Source organism: Actinopolyspora sp. BKK2 (assembly GCF_011291845.1).
In the GTDB taxonomy this organism is placed as follows: Bacteria; Actinomycetota; Actinomycetes; order Mycobacteriales; family Pseudonocardiaceae; genus Actinopolyspora; species Actinopolyspora saharensis.
The window spans coordinates 92,143-113,763 of the sequence record NZ_JAANTE010000004.1 but is presented as its reverse complement, the minus strand read 5'-3'; the positions used below and the strand labels follow the sequence as shown (position 1 = coordinate 113,763).

The window sequence follows — 21,621 nt, the reverse complement described above, 5'->3', positions numbered from 1 at the left end:
GCGGAACCGGGCGCGTCGGACGCCCTCCGCCGGCCAGCGCGCCCGGACCGCCCGTGGCCGATGGGTGGTCGAACGGGGTTCGGCGTGGCACGCCGAACCCCGGGGATCGGTCAGTCGGCCGGTTCGAGGAAACGACGCCGCCAGCGTTCCAGCTCCTCGACCGTGGCTCCCTGCTCCAGCAGCCACCCGGCCGCGCCGCCCTCCGCGGAGTCCAGGAGTTCCAGGGCGTGCTCGATGGCCTCTCCCGGAGCGGAGATGAGCTCGTTCACATCGGCTTCGTCCACTCCCGGGGGAAGTGCGGGCGCCACCCGCAGCCGCTGCAGCACGCGGCGCATGTTGCGGTCGGTGCGCACGTAGTCCGCGACGATCGCGTCGTGCCGCACTCCAGCGGCCCGTAACAACAGGGCGCAGGCGACACCGGTCCGGTCCTTGCCCGCGGCGCAGTGGATCAACACCGGCCCGTCCGCCTCCACGGTGATGCGGAACACCTCGAGCAGTCGCTTCGGAGCGTGCCGCACCATGTAGGCGTACAGCTCGTCCAGGGTCAGCCACGGATCCTCCCCCGACTCACCGCGCAGCCCCTCCAGCACCGGAACCCGGTGAACCGCGCTCGTCGAGTCCAGGGGGTGCACGACGTCGGACTCGGCATCGGTGTCCCGCAGGTCGATCACCACCGCCGGTGGCCACTGCTCGGCCCCCTCCGGGGGGTTGTCCCCGACGTACGGCGCGTCCCCCCTGTAGAGAACCCCGGATCGCGTGGTCACCCCGTCGTCCGCGGGAAGTCCCCCCAGGTCCCGAAAGTTGACCAGCCCGTCCGGGCTGCCGTGGATCTGTTCGCTCATGTGAACGTGCCCTTTCGCCGTCGGCCTCGCACCCGCGCACAGGATCGCAGCTCTGCCTGCGGGCTTGAAGGGAATCCCTCCGTTTCGATCCCGCTCAGCGCTGCCCTTCCTCCCGGCACAGGACGGCCCCCGCGGGAACGACTCCCGCGGGAGAGCTCGCGAAAGAGCACGGATCACGCGACCGTCACCGACGTTCAGCCGCCGGATACGGTGGTCTCCCGCTGGGAGAGCACCACCTGGCGACCACCGAGCTCCTCGTCCAACTGGGCGGTTACCGGCGGATAGCGCAGATCCATCGTGCACGGCCCGGCGTCCTTCGGAGTTTCCTCGACGAGCTCGAGCCCGACCCGTTCCGGGGTCTGCTCGGTCACCCGCGCGCGAACGCTGCTGCAACCGCCCTCCTGACCGGTCGCCACGAGCACCGCGCCCTCGCGCTGGGTCCAGACCTCCTTCGGGTACCCCTCGGGAAGCCCCGAGGCGTCCACCTGCTCGGCGGGCACCCGGGTGCGCTCCTCCTTCGGTACGGGTTTGATGTTTCCGTCGGTCGACTGCTCTTGCCCGGACCGGCCTTCCTCCGTGGCCGAAGGAGGCTGGCCACCGAATCCGACGTCGGGCTGCTGCTCACCGCAGGCAGTCAGTGCGAACAGCACCATGCCCGCGCCCAGGAGAGTCTTCAGGCGTCTCATACCTCGAGGACGAAGGCACGTTGCCCCTGGGTTGCGTGCGTTCTTCGTGTTGGCGACATTTCGACAACCACTCGGCCACGCACCGCACCGCCGGGGCGGTGCCGGACTCATCTCAGCCTCCGCGGCCCGGAGTCGGGGGAGTCGGGAGTGCGCCCCAGCCCGAGCGCGGCTCCGGCGACGTGGGCTCCCGAAGGAGTCGCCAGCACCGGTTCCAGCACCAGCTCCCGCACCTCGGGCAGGTCGTCGGCCAGACTGGCCACCCGCAGCACCAGGTCCTCCATGGCCGCCATGTCCGCGGGCGGGGCACCGCGGTATCCGGTGAGCATCGGGGCCGCGCGCGGCGCCCGGATCAGGTCGGACACGTCGGTGTCGGTCAACGGAACCGCACGGTAGGCGCGGTCCCCCAGCAGGTCGTTCGCCAAACCGGCCAGTCCGAAGGACACCAGCGTGCCGAACGAGGGGTCGTCCATGAGGCGGATGACGCACGAGGTCCCCTTCGGGGCCATCCGCTGCACGTACAGCTCCCCGCTGCCCCCGAGTTCGCTCAGGTCCGAGTAGGCCGTCCGGACCGCGTCGACGGTGCCCAGATCGAGGCGCACCCCGGCCAGGTCCGTGCGGTGGCGCAGCTGTTCGCTCGCGGACTTCAGCACCACGGGAAAACCGACTTCCTCCGCGGCCGACGCAGCGGCCTCGACGTCCGTGACGAGCCTGAAGGGCGAGACCTCGATCCCGTAGCACTCCAGCAGCCGCACCGTGTCGGCGTCGGACAACCGCTCCACACCCCGCTCGATCCACTGCTCGACCAGCTCGCGGGCGCGCTCGGAATCCACTCCCTCCGGGCGGACGAACTCGCCCTGCGGTGCGGCACGCCAGTTCGCGTACCGCACGGCCCTGCCCAGGGCCAGCACCGCTCGCTCCGGCGTCGGGTAGGAGGGGATCGAACCGTGACCCGGAGTTCCGTCCTCACCCGTGACCGCGAGCTCGTCCGGAACCCCCTCGGCCGCCAGGAACGTGCTCACCACCGGTTTGCTGTGCGGCGTGTCCGCCTCCTGCAGGGCCTCCCGCAGCTGACGCGCGTAGGCGGCCCCCGGGACGGCCACCGGAGGGGCGAACACGGTCACCAGCGCGTCCACCTCCTCGTTCTCCGCTGCGGAGCGGACCGCCGCGGCGAACTCCTCCGGCCCAGCGGAGGCTCCCACGTCGACGGGGTCGAGCACCGGCCGCATCCCCTGTTCCATGGCGGCGTCGGCGGCCAGCATCCCCAGGGCGCTCGAATTGCCCACTATCGCCACGCGATCCCCGCGGGGAAGCGGCTGGTGCGCCAGCAGCAGCGCCGCGTCGAACATCTGCGCCACGGATTCGACCCGGATGACACCGGCCTGGTCGAACAGCGCCTGCACGCTGGTCTCGTCGATCCGCACCGAAGTGGCCGCCAGCCCGGCCCGCACCGCGTTGCGCCCCGACTTGACGGCCACGATCGGTTTGCTGCGTCCGAGCCTGCGGGCGAGCCTGGCGAACTTGCGCGGGTTGCCGAAGGACTCCAGGTACAGCAGCACCACATCGGTGGTCGGATCCGTCTGCCAGTACTGCAGCAGGTCGTTGCCGGACACATCGGCCCGGTTGCCCGCCGAGACGAAGGTGGACAGCCCCAGACCGCGCTCGGTGGCCGCGGCGAGGATCGCCACCCCCAGCGCCCCGGACTGGCAGAAGAAGCCGGTGCGCCCCCGGTCCGGCAGCTGCGGGGCCAGGCTAGCGTTCAACCGCTGCGCCGGATCGGTGTTGACCACTCCGAGCGCGTTCGGCCCCACCACGCGCATGCCGTGCACCCGGGCCTCGTGCACCATCCGGCGCTCCGCCTCGCGCCCGCTCGGCCCCGCTTCGCTGAAGCCGGAGCTGACGATCAGCAGCGCCTTCACCCCCTTGGTCAGGCAGGCGTCCAGGGCTTCGGCGATGCCGCTTGCCGGGATGGCCACCACTGCCAGGTCGACGTCGTCGGGGATGTCCAGCACCGAGGAGTAGGAACGCACCCCGCGGACGGCCCTGTGCTCCGGATTGACCGGGTAGATCGGCGCGGCCGAGTCGGCCCCCAGCAGGTTCGCCAGCACCGTGTGACCGATCTTGCCCGGGTCCGTGGAAGCGCCGATCACCGCCACCGAACGCGGGTGCAGCAGGTTGTGCACGCTGCGTGCCTCGGCCGCCTGCTCGCGCGCCCTGGACACGGCCAACGACTCCTCCGTCGGGTCGAGCGGGAACTCCAGGTGCACGAGCCCCTCCTCCATCGCTCGCTTCACCTGGTAACCGGCGTCCCGGAAGACGTGAACCATCTGGGAGTTCTCCGCCAGCACCTCGGCGACGAACTTCCGCAGCCCGCACTCCCTGGCGGCCGCGGCCAGGTGCTCGAGCAGGATGGATCCGAGCCCCCTGCCCTGGTGACCGTCCTGCACCACGAAGGCGACCTCGGCCGAGTCCTCCTCGCCGAGCCGGTCGAACCTGCCCACGGCCACGATGTTCTCGCCGAGCAGGGCGACGAGGGCCACCCGGTTGACGTAGTCGACGTGGCTGAAGCGCTCGACATCGCGCTGCGGCATTCGGGGGTAGGGGGAGAAGTAGCGATAGTAGCGGGTGCGATCGCTGAGCCTGCCGTGGAACGCGACGAGCTGGTCGGCGTCCTCCGGGACGATCGGCCGCAGGTGAACCGTTCCGCCGTCGGAGAGGACCACATCGGCCTCCCAATTCCGCGGGTAGGCACTCCCCTCCACGTCTCCTCGCTCGAATTCGGAAGAATCGCCCATAACGGCCCTCTCAGCGCGTGATCGCCGAACCTGCTCGGTGTTTTCCCGGGAAGAACGCTGCCTCATCAGTCGCCGGACAACCACCGGATCCCGCCCCGGAGCACCCCACCACCGTCGCGGCCGGACTCAATCACGGCTGTCGGCCGGATCCAAACCGTGCAGCGGGAAAACGGCGTGGCGGGTGTCCCTGATCGCCGCGTCGACCGACAGCTCGGTCACTCCGTCCCACGGGGTGAACCTCGGATCGCCCCCGTCGCTCATCGTGGTCGGCAGGGCCACGTCCGAGGCCAGCGTGGCGGCGTGGGCGGTCCACTCGGCGGGCACGAGCCGCGCGGGATCCACGTCCCTGTCCAGCATGGTGGCCAGCAGGTGGGTCCACGCCCGCGGAACCACGCGGTGCAAGGCGTACCCGCCCCCTCCGAGCGCCAGCCACTTCCCACCCGCGTGGCGATCGGCGAGATCGCGCAGCGCGCCGTACAGGGCCCGCTGCCCGTCCACCGACATCCTCAGGTCGGCCAGCGGATCCTCCCGGTGCGGATCGGCCCCGCACTGGGTGACCAGCACCTGGGGCGCGAAGGACTCCAGCACCGAGGGAACCACCGCCCACAGGGCACGCAGCCAGCCTGCGTCGTCCGTACCTGGAGGCAGTGCCAGGTTCACCGCACTGCCCTGGGCGTTCTCCGCCCCCACCTCGTTCGGGAACCCGGTTCCCGGCCACAGGGTGAACGGATGCTGGTGCAGCGAGATCGTCATCACGCGGGGGTCGTCGTGAAAAGCCGCCTGCACCCCGTCCCCGTGGTGCACGTCGACGTCCAGATAGGCGATCCGGTCGACCCCGTTGGCCAGCAGCCAGGCCACGGCCACGGCGCAGTCGTTGTACACGCAGAACCCGGAAGCGTTGTCCGCCATCGCGTGGTGCAGCCCGCCGGAGAGGTTCACGGCGCGGTTCGCGCCGCCCGACAGGATCCGCTCGGCTGCCGCGATGGAACCACCGGCCACGAGCGAGGCGGACTCGTGCATCCGGTCGAAGACCGGGTTGTCGGCCGTGCCCAGCCCGTGGCCCACGTCCCCTGCGGCCGCCGGGGCCGCGCGCACGGCCTCCAGATAGTCACGGGTGTGGATCCGCGCGAGGTCCTCCTCGGTCGCCGGCTCGGGGGACACTGGATCGACACCGTCCAACACACCCAGCGAGCGCGCCAGCCTCATGGTCAGATCCAGGCGGACGGGATGCAGCGGATGGTCCCCACCCAGGTCGTACGCGAGCAGTGACTCGTCCCAGATAACGGCGCACTCGTTGCCCATGGGGTGAAGCTACCCCTCAACGAGGCGAACGCCACACCCCTTGAGTACGTTCGGCGGCTCGGTTTGTGTAGCGGGTCACTTGGCGGAACCTCAGCCGGCGCCCGGCTGCGGGTGCCCCGACATCGAGTAGCCACCTACACAACGTCGGGGCCGTCCTCGCCGGGCACTCGACTGAGAACCCGCGGCGGTGCCGACTGCGCAGGCTCAAAGCGCTCGCGTTGGGGTGGAGACTTCTCAGGGCCTCGCTCTGCATGGCGATTCCGCGGCGGAACCTCGGGTGGCGGGAGTACTCGGCGGGTGCCCCCAACATCGGGCAGCGAGCTCGGTCACCCCGCTTCTTGGCCGACCGCCGCCTCCCGCTGCGGATCACCGGCCCATTCCGACCACGATCCGGGGTAGAGCACGGCAGGATCCTCCGGGGAGCGCAGTCCGGCCTGCTCCAGCGCGAGCACCACGGAGCAGGCGTTGACCCCGGACCCGCAGTAGGCCCCCACTTCGTCCGTTCCCGAAACGCCGAGCCCCGCGAAACGATCCGCCAGCTCCTTCGGAGCCCGCCACCGACCGTCCGCGGTGACGTGCTCGGCAGCTGGAGCGTTGACCGCGCCGGGAATGTGCCCGGCACGGGGATCCACGGGTTCGCGCTCGCCGCGGTAGCGCTCGCCCGCACGCGCGTCCAGCAGCACCCCGGTGCGCGCCAACCGCGCCGCGGCGTCCGCATCTGCGGTGGGCATTCCTCCCGGGCGGACCACGAAGTCACCCGGTTCGGGGTGCGGAACCCGCGTCGTGGTCGCTCCCCCTTCCTCGACCCAGGCCGCGAAACCTCCGTCCAGCACGAACACGCGTGCGTGCCCGGCCCAGCGCAGCAACCACCAACCGCGCGCCGCCACCGAACCGTCCCCCGCGTCGTAGACGACCACCGGCCGCTCGGAGTCCACCGCGGCGTCCCGGAACGCGCGCTGCAACTGCTCAGCCTCCGGCAGGGGATGTCGCCCACCGGGCCCCGCTGGGGCGGCCAGCTCGGTCTCCAGGTCCACGAAGACCGCCCCCGGGAGGTGCGCTCGGTCGTACTCCTGGCGTCCCGGTGGCCCCATCAGGTTCCAGCGAACGTCCAGCAGCGCGGGAGCCGGTTCCCCCTCCAGCAGGGAACGCAGCTCGGACGGGCTGATCAGCGGAGTCATCATCGCCTCCGATCGGTCGAGGTCGAAACTCACATGCTGCCAGGGAATGAGGCGGCACGACCGCCCCGTTGTTCTCGATGCGACTGCCGAACGGGCGGTCCCCTCGAGACGTCGACCGGGCGGGCTTCGACGTCGCCCGTTGCGGCTAGCATTGGTGCTGGACCGAATGGGGAGCTGGCGTGAACGATCTCATCGATACCACCGAGATGTACCTCAAGACCATCTACGAGCTTGAGGAAGAAGGACTCGTGCCGCTCAGAGCCCGCATCGCGGAGCGGCTGGAGCAGAGCGGGCCGACCGTCAGTCAAACGGTGGCTCGCATGGAGCGGGACGGCCTGCTGGCCGTCGCCGAGGACCGGCACCTGGAACTGACCAAGTCCGGTCGTGCCCGCGCCATCGGAGTCATGCGCAAGCACCGCCTGGCCGAACGGCTTCTCGTCGACGTCATCGGACTCGAGTGGGAGCACGTGCACAGCGAGGCGTGTCGCTGGGAGCACGTGATGAGCGAAGCGGTGGAGCACAAGCTCATCAACCTGCTCGGCGGCCCGGAGACCTCGCCCTACGGCAATCCCATCCCCGGGCTCGACGACCTCGGGATCGAGGAGGCCGCACCGACCGTGGACAACGAGCTGCAGCGCGTGGACGAGATCGCGCGCAACGGCGGTGGCCGCGCTCTCGTGTGCCGGATAGCCGAGCACGTGCAACTGGACCCCGAGCTGATGAACTCGCTGAAGACCGCCGGGGTGGTCCCGGACGGAAACATCGAGATCGTTTCCGTGGTGGGCGGCAACAAGCCCATCGACGTCCACGGCGCCTCGGGGACCACGCAACTTCCCCCGTCGATCGCGCACGCGGTACTGGTCAGGCCACGATGAGCGGGGCGGCGGAACGTGCCACGGAAACGTTCGTGGCGGAGCACCGTACGGAGCCGGAATCGGTGTGGTCGGCCCCTGGCCGGGTCAACCTCATCGGCGAGCACACCGACTACAACGACGGGTACGTCTTCCCGTTCGCGCTGCCGCACCGCACCGCGGTGGCGGCGCGACGGCGCACGGACGGAAAGCTGTCGGTGACCAGTCTGGACGCGGACGGATCCCCACAGCGGGGCGGCACCGTGTCGATCGACGAGCTCACCCCCGGTGCGCTCCCGGGATGGGCGAGCTACCCGGCCGGGGTCACCTGGGTGCTGTGGAAGGCCGGGATCCAGCTGCCCGGAGCCGATCTCGTCATCGCGGGTGACGTCCCGACCGGGGCAGGCCTCTCCTCCTCGGCGGCCCTGGAGTGCGCCACCGCCCTGGCGCTGCTGGACACCGCGGACCGGCCCGCCGACGGTCCGAACGGTCCGGAGCTCTCCGAGGTGGCGCACTGGACGTGCCGGGCCGAGAACGACTTCGTCGGGGCACCGACAGGTCTGCTCGACCAGACGGCCTCGCTGCGCTGCCGTGCCGCGCACGCGCTCTTCTTCGACGTCCGCTCCGGGGAGACCGAGCAGGTTCCCTTCGACGCGGCGGGCAGCGGGCTCGAGATCCTGGTGATCGACACCCGGGTGAACCACTCGCACAGCGAATCCGGCTACGGGGATCGCAGGAACGGTTGCGAGGAGGCCTGCGCGCTGCTCGGCGTTTCGGCGCTGCGCGACATCACAGCGGCCGGGTTGGACGGTGCGCTGGACGCGCTTCCGGAACGGTTGCGTCCACTGGTGCGGCACGTGGTCACCGAGAACGACAGGGTGCTCAGGACGCTGGAACGGCTGCGGAGCGGCGCGTTGACCGAGGTGGGAGAACTGCTGACCGCCTCGCACGCGAGTCTGCGCGACGACTACCGCGTCTCCTGCCCCGAGCTCGACCTCGCGGTCGAGACCGCTCTGGACGCGGGCGCTCTCGGGGCGCGGATGACCGGGGGCGGTTTCGGTGGGTCAGCCATAGCCCTGGTGCCCTCCCACGAGCGGGAGCGCACCGAGCGGGAGATAACCGAGGCCTTCGAGCGGAACGGTTCGCGAGCACCGCGACTGTTCACCGCTGTGCCCTCGGCTGGAGCCGCGCGAGAACCGCGGTCGTGAGTCCGTCCGTGGGTGGCAGGCGGTGTCACCGCCCCACCCGCGGGCCTCACCTCCCTTCCCCCGCCGCAGGACACCTGACTTGTTCCGCGACGCTCCCCTCCGGCGCAGCACCGCCTGCGGCGCCGGGCCGGCAGTCTCCCGTCGGCTCACAGCCGAGCGGTGTACGTTGGGGGCGATCTTTTCCGTTCGGACTCGCCCCGGCCACCGCGCTCGCGTGGTAGCCGAGCGTTTCCGTGAGTCACCGACGAGCAGGCCGAAGGGGAGAACGCGGTGAAGCTGCTGGTTACCGGCGGGGCGGGCTATGTGGGCAGTGTCTGCGCGGCCCGGCTCCACGAGGCCGGGCACGAGGTGGTCGTCCTCGACGACCTGTCCACCGGACACGCCGACGCCGTGCCGAGCGGTTGCCGGTTGGTAACCGGTGACGTGGCGGAACGGGCCACCGAGGTGCTGGCCGAGGGCTTCGACGGTGTGCTGCACTTCGCGGCCAAGTCGCTCGTGGCCGAGTCGATGCGTGACCCCGCCATGTACTGGCACGGCAACGTGGTCACCACCCTGCGCCTGCTCGACGCCATGCGCGAGCAGGGCGTCCCCCGGCTGGTGTTCTCCTCGACGGCGGCCGTGTACGGCCAACCGGACTCCGTTCCGATCCCGGAGGACGCCCCCACCGGGCCGACCAACACGTACGGGGCGACCAAACTGGCCATCGACCAGGCCATCGGCTCCTACGCGAGCGCCTACGGAATCGCGGCCACCAGCCTGCGCTACTTCAACGTCGCCGGTGCGCACGACGGTTTCGGGGAACGGCACACCGTGGAGACGCACCTCATCCCGATCGTGCTCGAGGTCGCGCAGGGACTGCGCGACCGCGTGCACATCGCCGGGGAGGACTGGCCCACCCCCGACGGCACCTGCGTGCGGGACTACATCCACGTCCGCGACCTCGCGGAAGCTCATCTCCTCGCGCTGGAGAAGGCCGTTCCCGGACAGCACCGGATCTACAACCTGGGCAACGGGACCGGCTTCTCGGTGAAGCAGGTGGTCGAGGCGTGCCGTTCCGTGACAGGACGGGACATCCCGGCGGAGACGGCCGAGCGTCGCCCGGGCGACCCAGCCACGCTGGTGGCTTCCAGCGAGCGGGCCCAGCGCGAACTGGGCTGGTCCCCTCAGCGCCGGGAGATCGAGGACATCGTGCGCGACGCGTGGAACTTCGTGCTCGACCGCGCCCGCTAGGACCTCGTGGTCCCCGGCGTCGTCCCGGTCAACACTCCTCCTGCTCGATCATCGCCTGCGCGTCGGCGACCGTGTCCCGCACTATCACCGACAACGCGCTCGGGCCGATTCCGGTGTCCAACGCCCTGCGCAGCAGCTCACCGAGGCGGTGCGCAGGGCGGGTCCGCTCCACCCGCTCCAGCGCGACCCCTGCCAGCGCCCCGTCACCGCGCAGGTAGGCGGAGAAGGCCAGCAGCACCGCCGCATCCGCGACCTCGGGCTCCGGCGCCTTGCGCACCAGGGTGAGCCAGAGCTGCTCCGCAGCACGCGCCTCGGTGCTCAGCGCGCTTCCCATCGCCAAGTCCCGCACCCGGTAGTCGGACAACGCGACGAGCACCCGCAGCAGGTCCTCCTCGGTCAACGCCTCCTCACGTGCCGTACGACGGATCGCGGCGAACACCGTCTCGACGTCGGCGCTGCACATGTCGGCCGCACCCCGGTGCGGCTCCGCGTCGTCCTGCAGCAGGTTCAGCCGCGCTGACCAGCGGGCCTGGGTCTCCGCGGACTCGGGAGCCACCGACTCGGCCAGCTCCGCTCTGCTGGGGAAGGTCACCGTGCCGGAGAGGGCCAGCGCCGCCGCCAGCGGAGACGCCTTCGGGTCGGGCGTTCTTCCGCTGCGCCCGTCGGTGTAGCAGTACCACGGGGACCCCTTGCTGATCTCCGGTGTCCAGAGGGCCTGGGCCAGGGACAGGTCCGCCTCGTACAGGGCGTCGTGGAAGAACCCGATCAGTTCGCTGTGAGGTGGCGCGGGAGCCCCGCTGTCCGCGGAGACCGGTTCCCCGGAGGGGGGCACCGCGCGTTCGCCCCCTCCGGACAGGAGTCCGCCGACCACGGCCAGCAGCACTCCCGTCGGTTCGTCGCGGGCGATCGGCCCCCGCACCAGTTCGGTGGCCAGTTCGGCACGTCTGCCCTCGGCGGGCAGGTCCACTCGTGCGGTGAACCCGAGTCGCGTCGCACCCGGCGCCCCGTGCAGCGTCGTGACGATCAGCGACTCCTCCGGGTAGAACCCGAGCAGATGCGGGACGGCGGCCACGAACTCGGCCGGGTCGGAAAGGTGTACGGTTTGCTGTTTCGCCGAAGAACTCATACTTCCCGCATCGGCGGGAGGCGCCGGGGACGAGATCCGCGGTTCGCAAAGCTGTGGACGCATCCGAGCGTTGTGGACGAGCACCGGCCCGCTGTCCCGGCAGGACGCGGGCGCATGGCACACGAGAAGCGGCCCGGCGGAGCCGCTCGCTCCGCCGGGCCGCTCCCGCGTGAAAAGTGCTCAGCGCCGATTCGGCCACCGCACCGGCCGTTCCGGCCCAGAGCTACCGGAACACTCCCCGGCCCGCCACGGCAGGCACGACCAGGCTGCTCCCCGCCAGGTCGAGACTCAGCTCTGTCCCGGGGGCGGGGCGAAGCGTGTACTCGTGATCGCTGGACAGCACGACCAGCCCGAGCTGATGCCCCCTGTCGAGCACGTAGTCGTCCGGCATCATCTCCACGTTCACCCGATACCGCTTCCCCGGCTCGATCGGAGCGCTGCGCTCGACGGACCTCCTGTTCTGCGGGTCGGTCCACCCCCGCGTGATCGGTTCGATCGAACCGTCCGGGGCGCGGTCGACCAGCATCGCGGTCACGTTGGCCGCGGGGCTGTCGAAGGACAGGGCCAGCTCGGCCCGCGCGGTGCCGCTGATCCGCACGGGGCGGGGCACACCGCGGGTGAAGTAGCTCAGCCGGTGCGGTGAGCTCCGGGCACGGGCCAGCTCCCCGGCGAGCACGCTCGCGTCGTCCCGGAGCGTCTCCACCACGTTTCCGGGGGTTCGCCCGCGCGGGCTCAGCCCTCCCCGGGCGTCACCGCCCGGGGTCGGAGTCAGCGAGACGTCCCGTGCCGCGGGGGCGGGCCACTCCCACTCCCGGTGCCAGCTGCCGTCGGCCCGCTGGATGGTCGCCCTGGGCTCGTGGGTGACCCCGTTGGCAACGCCGTGCAGGTAGTGCGTGAACCAGCGGTTCAACGTGCGCAGCCACTCCTGCTTCCTGAGCCCGATCGGATCGCGGTGGCCCTGCTGGTGCCACCAGATCCGGTGCTGCACCCCCTGCTCGCGCAGCGCGCGGTACCACTGCGCAGCCTGCCGCGTCTTGACGTTCCAGTCGTTGAGCCCGTGCACCGACAGCACCGAAGCCTCGATCCGGTCCACGTCGTCGAGGTAGTTGCGCTGGTCCCAGAACTCGTTGTAGTCGCCGGTCAGCCGGTCCTGCCCGGCGCGGAGGCGTTCGGTCACCGCAGCGCAGTCCCGGTCGTTGGTGTGCACGTACTTCGCCAGCACGTCGGCGTCCTCGCCCTGGTATCCGCCCGGTGCCACGACGGCGCCGTCCGAGCGGTAGTAGTCGTACCAGCTGGATATCGCCCCGATGGGCACGATCGTCTCGAGCCCCTCGACACCGGTGGTGGCCACCGCGTTCGGCAGCGTCCCGTTGTAGGAGACCCCCATCATCGCGACCTTGCCCGTGGACCAGTCCGCCCGGACCGGCTCGCCGTTCGCGTCGTGCCCCGGCGCCCTGCCGTTCAGCCAGTCCACGACCGACTTGGCTCCGAGGGTCTCGTTCCGCCCGCCCGTGGTCGGGCAACCGTCCGAAGCACCGCTGCCCAGCGACTCGGCGTAGACGACGGCGTATCCCCGCGCCAGCAGGAAGCGCTGGTAGGCCCAGTCGATCCCGGCCCGGGACGACCGCGGGGAGGCCGTCGCGGTTCCGGCCGAGCGGGTCCCGGCCCGGTCCGGTGCGTACAGTTCCCGGTCCACGTCGTGGTTCGAGACGGAGTTGCCGCCCGCGAAGTAGGGACTGGCCCGGTAGACGACGGGTACGCGCATTCCCCGCTCCGTCCCCTCAGGACGGACCACCTGAACGTGCACCCTGTCGTCCCGACCGTCGTGATCACTGTCCACACCGGCCGTCACGAACAGGTCCCGCCGCACGGCCTTCGACGGGTCGAACACCGGCTGGGCGGCACCGTCCTCCACCACCGGGGCGGAGGGTTCGGGGGCGGGGTCGGCGCTCGCCGTGGGAACACCGAGCAGCGGTAGGACGACCACCGCGGACAGCAGAGCGGTTCGCGCTCGCCACATGCGAACTCCCATCAGGTTTCCGAGGACGATCAGCAGCTTGCCAGCCACACCGGCGATGTCAATCACGCAGCGCGGCGTTTTCCGGACAAGCGGTGTCGTTCGGTGATCGTCCTCGGCCGTCCCGGTAGGACGGTCCGTCCGGGAGCGCGGAACGGGTCTCAACCGGACCTCCGGAGCTCGCCTGCGGGTACAGCGATCCGACACGAGCGGAAAGGAACGACGACGAACGAACGGCCGGCAACCGAGGACCACATCGAAAAACCGCGGAAACGCCACCACGTCCCACGTGACGCGCGGGTCTTCCGGGAAGCGCTCGAACCGGAGGACCGCACCGCGACAGTTCGGAGTCCCCTCCCCGAGACGAACGAAGGGGAGCCGGCCGCCGTGGCCGACTCCCCTCGCCTGCTTCCGGACCGGGACACCCCGCCCCGGAGCTCACCGTGCGCGGTCGAACCGCTCAGCTGCAGCCCGAGGTGGCTCCGCAGCCCTCACAGAGGTAGCACGACCCGGAGGGACGCATCTTGGTGCCGCAGGTCATGCACAGCGGGGCGTCAGCGGCCTTGCCCAGCTTCAGCTCCAGCAGCTCGGTCGAGCTTCCCGCGTCCGAGTCGTCGCTCGGGTTCTGCACCACGGGCTTGGGCTGCTCGGAGTACTCCACAGAACCACGCATCGAGTCCAGCTCGTTCTGCTCCTGCCCCGCGTCGGCACCGTTGGTCTGCTCGGTGCGCTCGGCGGCGGTGAAGATGCCCAGCTGGGCCCGCTTCTCGTAGGACAGGTGGTCCAGCGCGAGCCTGCGGAACAGGTAGTCCAGCACGCTGCTGGCCATGCGCACGTCCGGGTCGTCGGTCATGCCGGCCGGCTCGAACCGGACGTTCTGGAACTTGGACACGTAGAACTCCAGCGGGATCCCGTACTGCAGCCCGACCGAGATGGACATCGCGAAGGCGTCCATCACGCCCGCGAGCGTGGACCCCTGCTTGCCGAGCTTGATGAAGATCTCGCCGAGACCGTCGTCCGGGTAGGAGCCCGCGTGGAGGTAGCCCTCGGCGCCGCCGACCGTGAACGAGATCGTCTGGCTCGGACGCTTCTTGGGCAGGCGCTTGCGCACCGGGCGGTACTCGATCTCCTTCTCGACCTGCTTCTCGCCCTTGTCCTTGCCCCCGCTGCCCGCGGACAGCGGCTGACCGACCTTGCAGTTGTCCCGGTAGATGGCCAGCGCCTTGAGGCCGAGTCGCCAGCCCTCGAAGTAGATCTCCTGGACGTCCTCGACCGTGGCGTGCTCGGGCATGTTCACGGTCTTGGAGATCGAACCGGACAGGAAGGGCTGCACCGCGGCCATCATGCGGACGTGGCCCATGGGAGCGATGGAGCGCTCCCCCATGGCGCAGTCGAACACCTCGTAGTGCTCCGGCCGCAGCCCCGGCGCGTCCACCACGTGCCCGTGCTCGGCGATGTACTCGATGATGGCCTCGGCCTGCTCGTCCGGGTAGCCCAGCGCGCGCAGCGCGCGCGGCACCGTCCGGTTGACGATCTGCATCGAGCCGCCGCCGACCAGCTTCTTGAACTTGACCAGGGCCAGGTCCGGTTCCACGCCGGTCGTGTCGCAGTCCATCATCAGACCGATGGTTCCGGTCGGGGCCAGCACGGAGGCCTGCGCGTTGCGCCAGCCGTTCCGCGCGCCGATCTCCAGCCCCTCCTGCCACACCTGGGTGGCCAGGTCGTGCACGTTGACGTCGTTGTGGTGGTAGGTCCGCACCAGGTCGTTGGCGGCCGCGTGCTTGCGCATCACGCGCTGGTGGGACTCGGCGTTGCGCGCGTAACCCGCGTAGGGCCCCACCGCGCCGGCGAGCTCGGCGGAGCGCTTGTAGGCGGTCCCCGTCATCAACGAGGTCACCGAGGCCGCGAGCGCCCTGCCTCCGTCGGAGTCGTAGGCGTGCCCGGTGGCCATCAGCAGCGCGCCGAGGTTGGCGTAGCCGATTCCGAGCTGGCGGAAGTCCCGCGTGGTCTGCGCGATCGACTCCGTGGGGAAGTCCGCGAAGCAGATCGAGATGTCCATCGCGGTGATCACGATCTCGACGGCGCTCTTGAACAGCTCAGCGTCGAAGGTGAGGTCCTCGCGCAGGAACTTCATCAGGTTCAGCGAGGCGAGGTTGCAGCTGGAGTTGTCCAGGTGCAGGTACTCCGAGCACGGGTTCGACGCGGTGATCCTGCCGGACTCCGGGCTGGTGTGCCAGTCGTTGATGGTGTCGTCGTACTGGATGCCCGGGTCGGCGCACTCCCAGGCGGACTTGGCCATCTTGTTGAACACGTCCCTGGCGCGGACGGTGTCCGTCACCGAGCCGTCGGTGCGCGCCTTCAGCCCGAACTGGCCGTCGCTCTCGACGGAGCGCATGAACTCGTCGCTGACCCGCACCGAGTTGTTCGCGTTCTGGTACTGCACGGAGACCATGTCCGAGCCGCCGAGGTCCACGTCGAAGCCCGCGTCGCGCAGGGCGCGGATCTTGTGCTCCTCCCTGGACTTGGTCTCGATGAACTCCTCGACGTCCGGGTGGTCGACGTCGAGCACGACCATCTTGGCGGCGCGCCTGGTGGCCCCGCCGGACTTGATGGTTCCCGCCGAGGCGTCGGCACCGCGCATGAACGAAACCGGACCGGAAGCCGTGCCCCCGGAGGACAGCAGCTCCTTGGAGGAGCGGATGCGGGAGAGGTTCAGCCCCGCTCCGGAACCTCCCTTGAAGATCAGCCCCTCTTCCTTGTACCAGTCGAGGATCGACTCCATCGTGTCGTCGACCGACAGGATGAAGCAGGCCGAGACCTGCTGCTTGGAGCTGGTCCCCACGTTGAACCACACCGGCGAGTTGAAGCTGAACACCTGGTGCAGCAGCATGTAGGTCAACTCGTGCTCGAAGATCTCGGCGTCGGTCTCGGACGCGAAGTAGCCGTGCTCGAGGCCGCTGTGCACGTAGGTCTTGACCACGCGGTCGATGAGCTGCCGCAGGCTGCTCTCGCGTTCCGGCGTGCCGAGTGCGCCACGGAAGTACTTGCTCGTGACGATGTTGGCCGCGTTCAGCGACCAGAACTCCGGGAACTCGACGTCGCGCTGTTCGAAGTTGATCGAACCGTCGCGCCAGTTGGTCATCACGACGTCCCGGCGCTCCCAGGTCACCTCGTCGTAGGGGTGCACTCCCTCGGTCGTGTAAACACGCTGGACCCGGATTCCCGCCGTGCGGGTTCCTGCCTCCGACTCCCCTGCGGAGGCCGGACTACCGACGGTCTCTGTCATGGCGTGAGTCTCTCCCTCGTCGCTCGCTCTCCTGCTGCCACCGTCCGGGTTCCCCGTCCGGCCCGGTCGCTTCTTTCCCTGCTCGGGGCCGCCCGCGTGGGCCACCCGTTTGCGCTTGGCCGCGCCGCTCCGGCGCTGCGCCGCTCCCCGCCCCGGTTTAGGCATTCGCGTTCGCTTCGCTCGTTCGTCCGGGTTGCTCGTCCGCGTCGACCCCGTTCCGCGGAGCCTGCTGCCCGCCGGCAGCGTCGGCGGACTCCTCGTCGGCGTTGCGCAGGTCCGCGATCTCCCGCTCGAAGTCCTCGACCGAGGTGAACGACCTGTACACGCTCGCGAAGCGCAGGTAGGCGACTTCGTCCAGCTCGCGCAGCGGCCCGAGAATCGCCAACCCCACCTCGTGGCTGGGCACTTCCGGCACCCCCAGCGACCTGATCGTCTCCTCCACCCGGTGGGCGAGCTGCTGCAGCGCGTCCTCCTCCACCGGGCGTCCCTGACAGGCGCGGCGCACCCCCCGAACGACCTTGTCCCGACTGAACGGCTCGGTCACTCCCGAGCGCTTCACCACCGTGAGCACCAGCTCCTCGACCGTGGTGAACCTGCGGCCGCAGTTCGCGCAGGACCGCCTGCGCCGAATCGACTGCCCTTCCTCCACCTCGCGGGAGTCGACGACGCGCGAATCGTCACCTCGACAGAACGGACATCGCAACGCGAGTCATCTCCTCGACACAACCCGACCGGCCGCCGGTGCGCATCACGCAACACACTGTGTCGTGCGGACAGTCGGCACGATACGACTCGAGCAACTGCTCAACGGCCAGTATACCCAAGTCATTGATTAATTACACCGATGAAACTACTAGATGTTGTGGTCGACTTTAGCTCCCGGGCACATCCTAAGCAAATCGGGGCCCGGTTTTTCGGCGACTCGCCGGAGCTACCTGCACAAGCCCGGCGACCCCACCGCGCCCCTCGCCCGAGGAGTTCCGGCCTCCCGAGGCACCACCCCTCGCACGAGATCACCGCGAACACGGAAAGTCACCGAACCGCGTTCCGGGAAGAACGCGGAGAGGCCGAGCGGGCGGGGTCGGCGAACGGACCGGCCGAGCACTCGGGCACGTCGAAGCGCCGCGGGAACCACCCCCGGACGAACGATCGCCCCGGGAAGAACCGGACGGGGTGCTCGCTCGTCGGCGCACGCGGAGGGACGGTTGGCGGGACCGTCGGCACGCCCCACGGGAAAATACCGCGCCGGAGATCGCGCGCAACCACGGCTCCCCTCACCCCGTCCCGACCGACTCACGAGGGACCAGCGCTGTGACCAGCGGTTTCGCGAAATCGACCCACTGCTCCCCCGAAGCGGCAACCCGAGCAGTGACCCACTCGCGCGTGAGCGAGACATCTCGCACTCGCCCCTGCAACGGCGCCACGGGCAAACGAGCTCGAACACCAGTACGAGTCGTGTACGATCGACCACCAGCGAACACGAGAAACACCGGTCGAAGTCATCGACGTGGCCGCGACCGGCTCACTCGAACTGGTGTTTGGTGTCGTTTCTCCGTGCCGTCTACCGTGGAGGTGTGCGGGCACGTGCGGGCAGTGGTGGACAGGAGGCCGTGACGGTGAGTGACCATTCCGACCCCACCGGCAACGGGGACGCCGAGGGCACCGCGGGGGCGAGCACGCAGCCCGACGGGTCCGCTCGGACCTCGGAGTCCGAGCGCGGCTCCGAACTCACGGAACGCCGGGAACTCACGGAACGCCAGCGCCGCGTCCTCGACACCATCCGCGACTGGATGCACGATCACGGCTACCCGCCGAGCGTGCGGGAGATCGGCAACACCGTCGGGCTGACCTCGACGTCCTCCGTCGCCTACCAACTGCGCGCGCTGGAGCGCCGCGGCTACCTGCGCCGCGACCCGCACCGCCCCCGGACGGTCGGGGTGCTGACCGCGGAGGAGACCTCCTCGACCTCCGAGTTCACCGAACGGGCTAATCCCGCCTACGTGCCGGTCGTCGGACGCATCGCGGCCGGCGGTCCCATACTCGCGGAGCAGTCCGTCGACGAGGTGTTCCCGCTCCCCAGGGAGATCGTGGGAGAAGGCTCGCTGTTCCTGCTGAACGTGGTGGGCGACTCCATGATCGACCTGGCGATCGCCGACGGGGACTGGGTCACCGTCCGCCAGCAACCCGACGCGGAGAACGGCGACGTGGTCGCCGCGATGATCGACGGGGAGGCCACCGTCAAAACCCTCAAGCGCACCGAGGACCACGTGTGGTTGCTGCCGCACAACGCGGACTACGAACCGATCCTCGGCGACGAGGCCACCGTGCTGGGCAAGGTCGTGGCCGTCCTGCGGAAACTCTGACCGAAGGTCGCGTCAGCTTCCGCTCCGAGCGGGTTTTCGTTCCCACCTCAGCACCTGCGCCGGGGAAACGACACCTCGATCAACCACCGCGCCTGCGACGCAGGCGCAGCACCACGGACAGCACGGCCAGCAGCGCGAACACCGCACCAGCCGTCAGCACGACCTCCCGCGGCGCGGGCGGCCAGACCGCGGAGGAGTCCGCTCCCGCGGTAGTGGACCCGTCCGAACCGGCAGCACCCCCGGTGGCTCCGCTGCCGCGGCCGCGCTCGACCACCAGCCCAACCGCGTCCGGCACCACGCGCACCGGGGCCAGCTGCTCGGAGGCGGACAGCAGGTCACCGTCCGGTTCGAAGGCGATCGCCTCGCCCTGCGGTTCGTCGGCCAGCGGTACCCGCAACGGCTCACGGTTCAGCGCTTCGAGCACCCCGCCGTTCGGGGCCGGGTACAGATAAACCTCGGTGTAGGTGCGGACGGCCACCACTTCGCGTCCGGAGCTGACCGCCGCCCCGGTCACGGTCACCGAGCCGAACGAGCTCGGCAGCGGACCGCCGGGGGTGCCGGTCGAGTTCAGGCTCAACGTGCCCACCCGCTCCAGGTCCACCGGGGAGCGCTCGCTCGGTTCCGCGGCCGGCCGATAGATCCCGGCCTCCCCCAGGGGATTCTTGGTGATGATGTGGGGCACGGTCCCGCGACCGAGCAACAGCGCCTCCGCGTCGTGCGGACCGTCCGGGTAGCGGAACCGGTAGAGCCTCGTGCTCGGCTCCCCCGGGGAGAGCACGTGAACGGCGACCGTCTCCCGCTTCCTGCTGTTGTCACCCGTGTCCGCCAGCCACAGCTTCCCGTCCTCCGTACGCGCCAAGTCCTCGACGTCGTACGGGTCCACGGCCCAGCCGTGCGTGTCGACGACCGAACAGTCCCGCGGATCCATCTCGTGGACCCGCAGGGCACTTCCACCGTCGCCCACGGCGTACCAGCCGTGCGGCCCCGCGGACAGCCCGGACAGCTCGGACAGTCGCTCGTCCCGCGGGGTGCAGCCGGTTCGCGGGGCGGGCACCTCGGCCTCCGAAGCCCCCGGGCGGGCACTCACCTGCCCGGCCCCCGCGCACACGGGGGCCACGGTCAGGAGAAGCGCTGCGGTCATCCGACCGAGCCGCGCGCTCAACCCGTCGTGGCGAACGGTTCGAGCGCGTTCGCCAGGTCGTTGCGCACCTTGGCGCGCAGCCGCGTTCCCTCGGCGGTGTGCTCCCGCTCGACGAGCTCGCCCTCGGTGTGCACCCGCGAGACGAGCTCACCCCTGGTGTAGGGCACGAGCGCGTCCACGTAGATGTCGGGCTTGGGCAGCCACTCGGCGATGGCCCGGTTCAGCTCGTCGATGCCCGCACCGGAGCGGGCCGAGACGAAGACGGCCTCGGGCAGCAACCGCCGCAGCTCGGCGAACTTGGCCGTGTCCAGCGCGTCGGCCTTGTTCACCACCACCAGCTCCGGCGGAACGGAACCGTCCTGCTCGGAGCCGATATCGGAGACCACGTCCCTGACGGCACCGACCTGCTCCTGCGGAGCGGGATCCGAGCCGTCCACCACGTGCAGCAGCAGATCCGCCCTGGTGACCTCCTCGAGGGTGGACCTGAAGGCCTCCACCAGCTGGTGCGGCAGGTGCCGGACGAAACCGACCGTGTCGCTGAGGGTGTAGGGCCTGCCGTCCACGGTCCGGGCCTGACGGGTCGCCGGGTCCAGCGTGGCGAACAGGGAGTCCTCCACCAGCAGACCGTTGCCCGTCAGCGCGTTGAGCAGGCTGGACTTGCCCGCGTTGGTGTAGCCACCGATCGCCACGGAGGGAACGGCGTTGGCCACGCGCCGGGAGCGCTTGGTCTCGCGGATCGTGCTCATCGCCGCGAGCTCCTTGCGCAGCTTGCTGATCCGCTTGTGGATGCGCCTGCGGTCGGTCTCCATCTTGGTCTCACCGGGACCACGGGTACCGACACCGCCCTTGCCTCCGCCGGCGCGCCCACCGGCCTGGCGGGACATCTTGTCGCCCCAACCACGCAGCCTGGGCAGGTAGTACTGCAGCTGTGCCAGCTCCACCTGGGCCTTGCCCTCCTTGGAGTTGGCGTGCTGGGCGAAGATGTCCAGGATCAGGGCGGTGCGGTCCACGACCTTGAGCTGGAGCTTCTCCTCCAGCTGCCTCGCCTGGCCGGGAGCCAGCTCGCCGTCGCAGATCACGGTGTCGGCGCCGGCGGCGACGGCGATCTCCCGAAGCTCGCGCACCTTGCCCGCGCCCACGTAGGTCGAGGGGTCGGGACGGTCCTTGCGCTGGACCAGTCCTTCCAGCACCTCCGAGCCCGCCGTCTCGGCCAGCCTGCTCAGCTCGGCCAACGACGCCTCGGCCTGTGCCGAGGTGCCCTCGGTCCACACGCCGACGAGTACGACTCTCTCCAGCTGCAGTCGCCGATACTCGACCTCGGTGACGTCGGAGAGCTCGGTGGACAGACCGGAGACCCGGCGCAGGGACGCGCGTTCCTGCCGCTCCATCTCCCCGATGGAGGGTTCGTCCTCGGGCGCGTTCGAGGGATCCCGGGTCGCTTGCGTGTCGAAGCCGTCGGTATCGGCCACGCGCTCCGCGGTGTCGAAGCGCTCGTCGGTGAAGTAACGGTTGGTCAAGTAATCCTTACTCAGCTGCTCGTGGATCATTCTCGAACTCGGTGCGGTCTCCCCGGGGCGGGACCACGGGAACAACCTCACC

Annotated in this window: 15 protein-coding genes; 4 read left to right on the top strand and 11 right to left on the bottom strand. The window is 70.1% G+C overall.

The window, feature by feature from the left end:
* Positions 1-110: 110 nt before the first annotated feature.
* The 5 genes from G9Q41_RS10075 to G9Q41_RS10055 all read right to left on the bottom strand — a co-directional run bounded on the left by G9Q41_RS10075 (position 111) and on the right by G9Q41_RS10055 (position 6,800).
* Positions 111-842 (bottom strand): tyrosine-protein phosphatase, encoded by a 732-nt coding sequence (locus tag G9Q41_RS10075; protein ID WP_165632687.1) that lies wholly within the window; start codon positions 840-842, stop codon positions 111-113.
* 194 nt (positions 843-1,036) lie between these two features.
* The gene (locus tag G9Q41_RS10070) at positions 1,037-1,528 is read right to left on the bottom strand and encodes a hypothetical protein (RefSeq protein ID WP_242687331.1); all 492 of its coding nucleotides are present in this window, start codon (positions 1,526-1,528) and stop codon (positions 1,037-1,039) included.
* Between the two features lie 107 nt (positions 1,529-1,635).
* Entirely contained in the window at positions 1,636-4,287 is a 2,652-nt protein-coding gene (locus tag G9Q41_RS10065) for a GNAT family N-acetyltransferase (protein ID WP_347568690.1), read from the bottom strand.
* A 159-nt stretch (positions 4,288-4,446) separates the two neighbouring features.
* Positions 4,447-5,622, bottom strand: coding sequence for an acetoin utilization protein AcuC (locus G9Q41_RS10060; protein ID WP_165632689.1), 1,176 nt, complete (start codon positions 5,620-5,622; stop codon positions 4,447-4,449).
* A gap of 326 nt (positions 5,623-5,948) precedes the next feature.
* Positions 5,949-6,800 (bottom strand): sulfurtransferase, encoded by an 852-nt coding sequence (locus G9Q41_RS10055; RefSeq protein WP_165632690.1) that lies wholly within the window; start codon positions 6,798-6,800, stop codon positions 5,949-5,951.
* Positions 6,801-6,979: 179 nt separating this feature from the next.
* On the opposite strand from G9Q41_RS10055, the gene G9Q41_RS10050 reads away from it, so the two are divergent.
* From G9Q41_RS10050 to galE, 3 genes are all read left to right on the top strand, one after another.
* Entirely contained in the window at positions 6,980-7,675 is a 696-nt protein-coding gene (locus G9Q41_RS10050; protein WP_092520205.1) for a metal-dependent transcriptional regulator, read from the top strand.
* Positions 7,672-8,859 (top strand): galactokinase, encoded by a 1,188-nt coding sequence (gene galK, locus G9Q41_RS10045; RefSeq protein ID WP_165632691.1) that lies wholly within the window; start codon positions 7,672-7,674, stop codon positions 8,857-8,859. The genes G9Q41_RS10050 and galK overlap by 4 nt, the downstream gene beginning before the upstream one ends.
* 270 nt (positions 8,860-9,129) lie before the next feature.
* Positions 9,130-10,089 (top strand): UDP-glucose 4-epimerase GalE, encoded by a 960-nt coding sequence (gene galE / locus G9Q41_RS10040; protein WP_165632692.1) that lies wholly within the window; start codon positions 9,130-9,132, stop codon positions 10,087-10,089.
* A gap of 28 nt (positions 10,090-10,117) precedes the next feature.
* Here the strand turns inward: galE and G9Q41_RS10035 are convergent, their stop codons facing one another.
* From G9Q41_RS10035 to nrdR, 4 genes are all read right to left on the bottom strand, one after another.
* Positions 10,118-11,215, bottom strand: coding sequence for a DUF4192 domain-containing protein (locus G9Q41_RS10035; RefSeq protein WP_165632693.1), 1,098 nt, complete (start codon positions 11,213-11,215; stop codon positions 10,118-10,120).
* A gap of 223 nt (positions 11,216-11,438) precedes the next feature.
* Positions 11,439-13,235 (bottom strand): Xaa-Pro dipeptidyl-peptidase, encoded by a 1,797-nt coding sequence (locus tag G9Q41_RS10030; protein ID WP_165632771.1) that lies wholly within the window; start codon positions 13,233-13,235, stop codon positions 11,439-11,441.
* 457 nt (positions 13,236-13,692) lie between these two features.
* On the bottom strand, positions 13,693-16,518 hold the full coding sequence (locus tag G9Q41_RS10025; RefSeq protein WP_165632694.1) for a vitamin B12-dependent ribonucleotide reductase: 2,826 nt from the start codon (positions 16,516-16,518) through the stop codon (positions 13,693-13,695).
* Positions 16,519-16,675: 157 nt separating this feature from the next.
* Complete coding sequence (nrdR, locus tag G9Q41_RS10020; RefSeq protein WP_165632695.1) at positions 16,676-17,221, bottom strand: transcriptional regulator NrdR; 546 nt, start codon at positions 17,219-17,221, stop codon at positions 16,676-16,678.
* 913 nt (positions 17,222-18,134) lie between these two features.
* On the opposite strand from nrdR, the gene lexA reads away from it, so the two are divergent.
* Positions 18,135-18,881 (top strand): transcriptional repressor LexA, encoded by a 747-nt coding sequence (gene lexA, locus G9Q41_RS10015; RefSeq protein ID WP_347567529.1) that lies wholly within the window; start codon positions 18,135-18,137, stop codon positions 18,879-18,881.
* A gap of 79 nt (positions 18,882-18,960) precedes the next feature.
* Here lexA and G9Q41_RS10010 read toward each other — a convergent pair whose 3' ends face one another.
* Both G9Q41_RS10010 and hflX read right to left on the bottom strand, forming a co-directional pair.
* Positions 18,961-20,022: a hypothetical protein gene (locus tag G9Q41_RS10010; protein ID WP_242687330.1), complete on the bottom strand. Its 1,062-nt coding sequence runs from the start codon at positions 20,020-20,022 to the stop codon at positions 18,961-18,963.
* A gap of 17 nt (positions 20,023-20,039) precedes the next feature.
* The gene (hflX, locus tag G9Q41_RS10005) at positions 20,040-21,410 is read right to left on the bottom strand and encodes a GTPase HflX (RefSeq protein ID WP_347567535.1); all 1,371 of its coding nucleotides are present in this window, start codon (positions 21,408-21,410) and stop codon (positions 20,040-20,042) included.
* Positions 21,411-21,621: the final 211 nt, after the last annotated feature.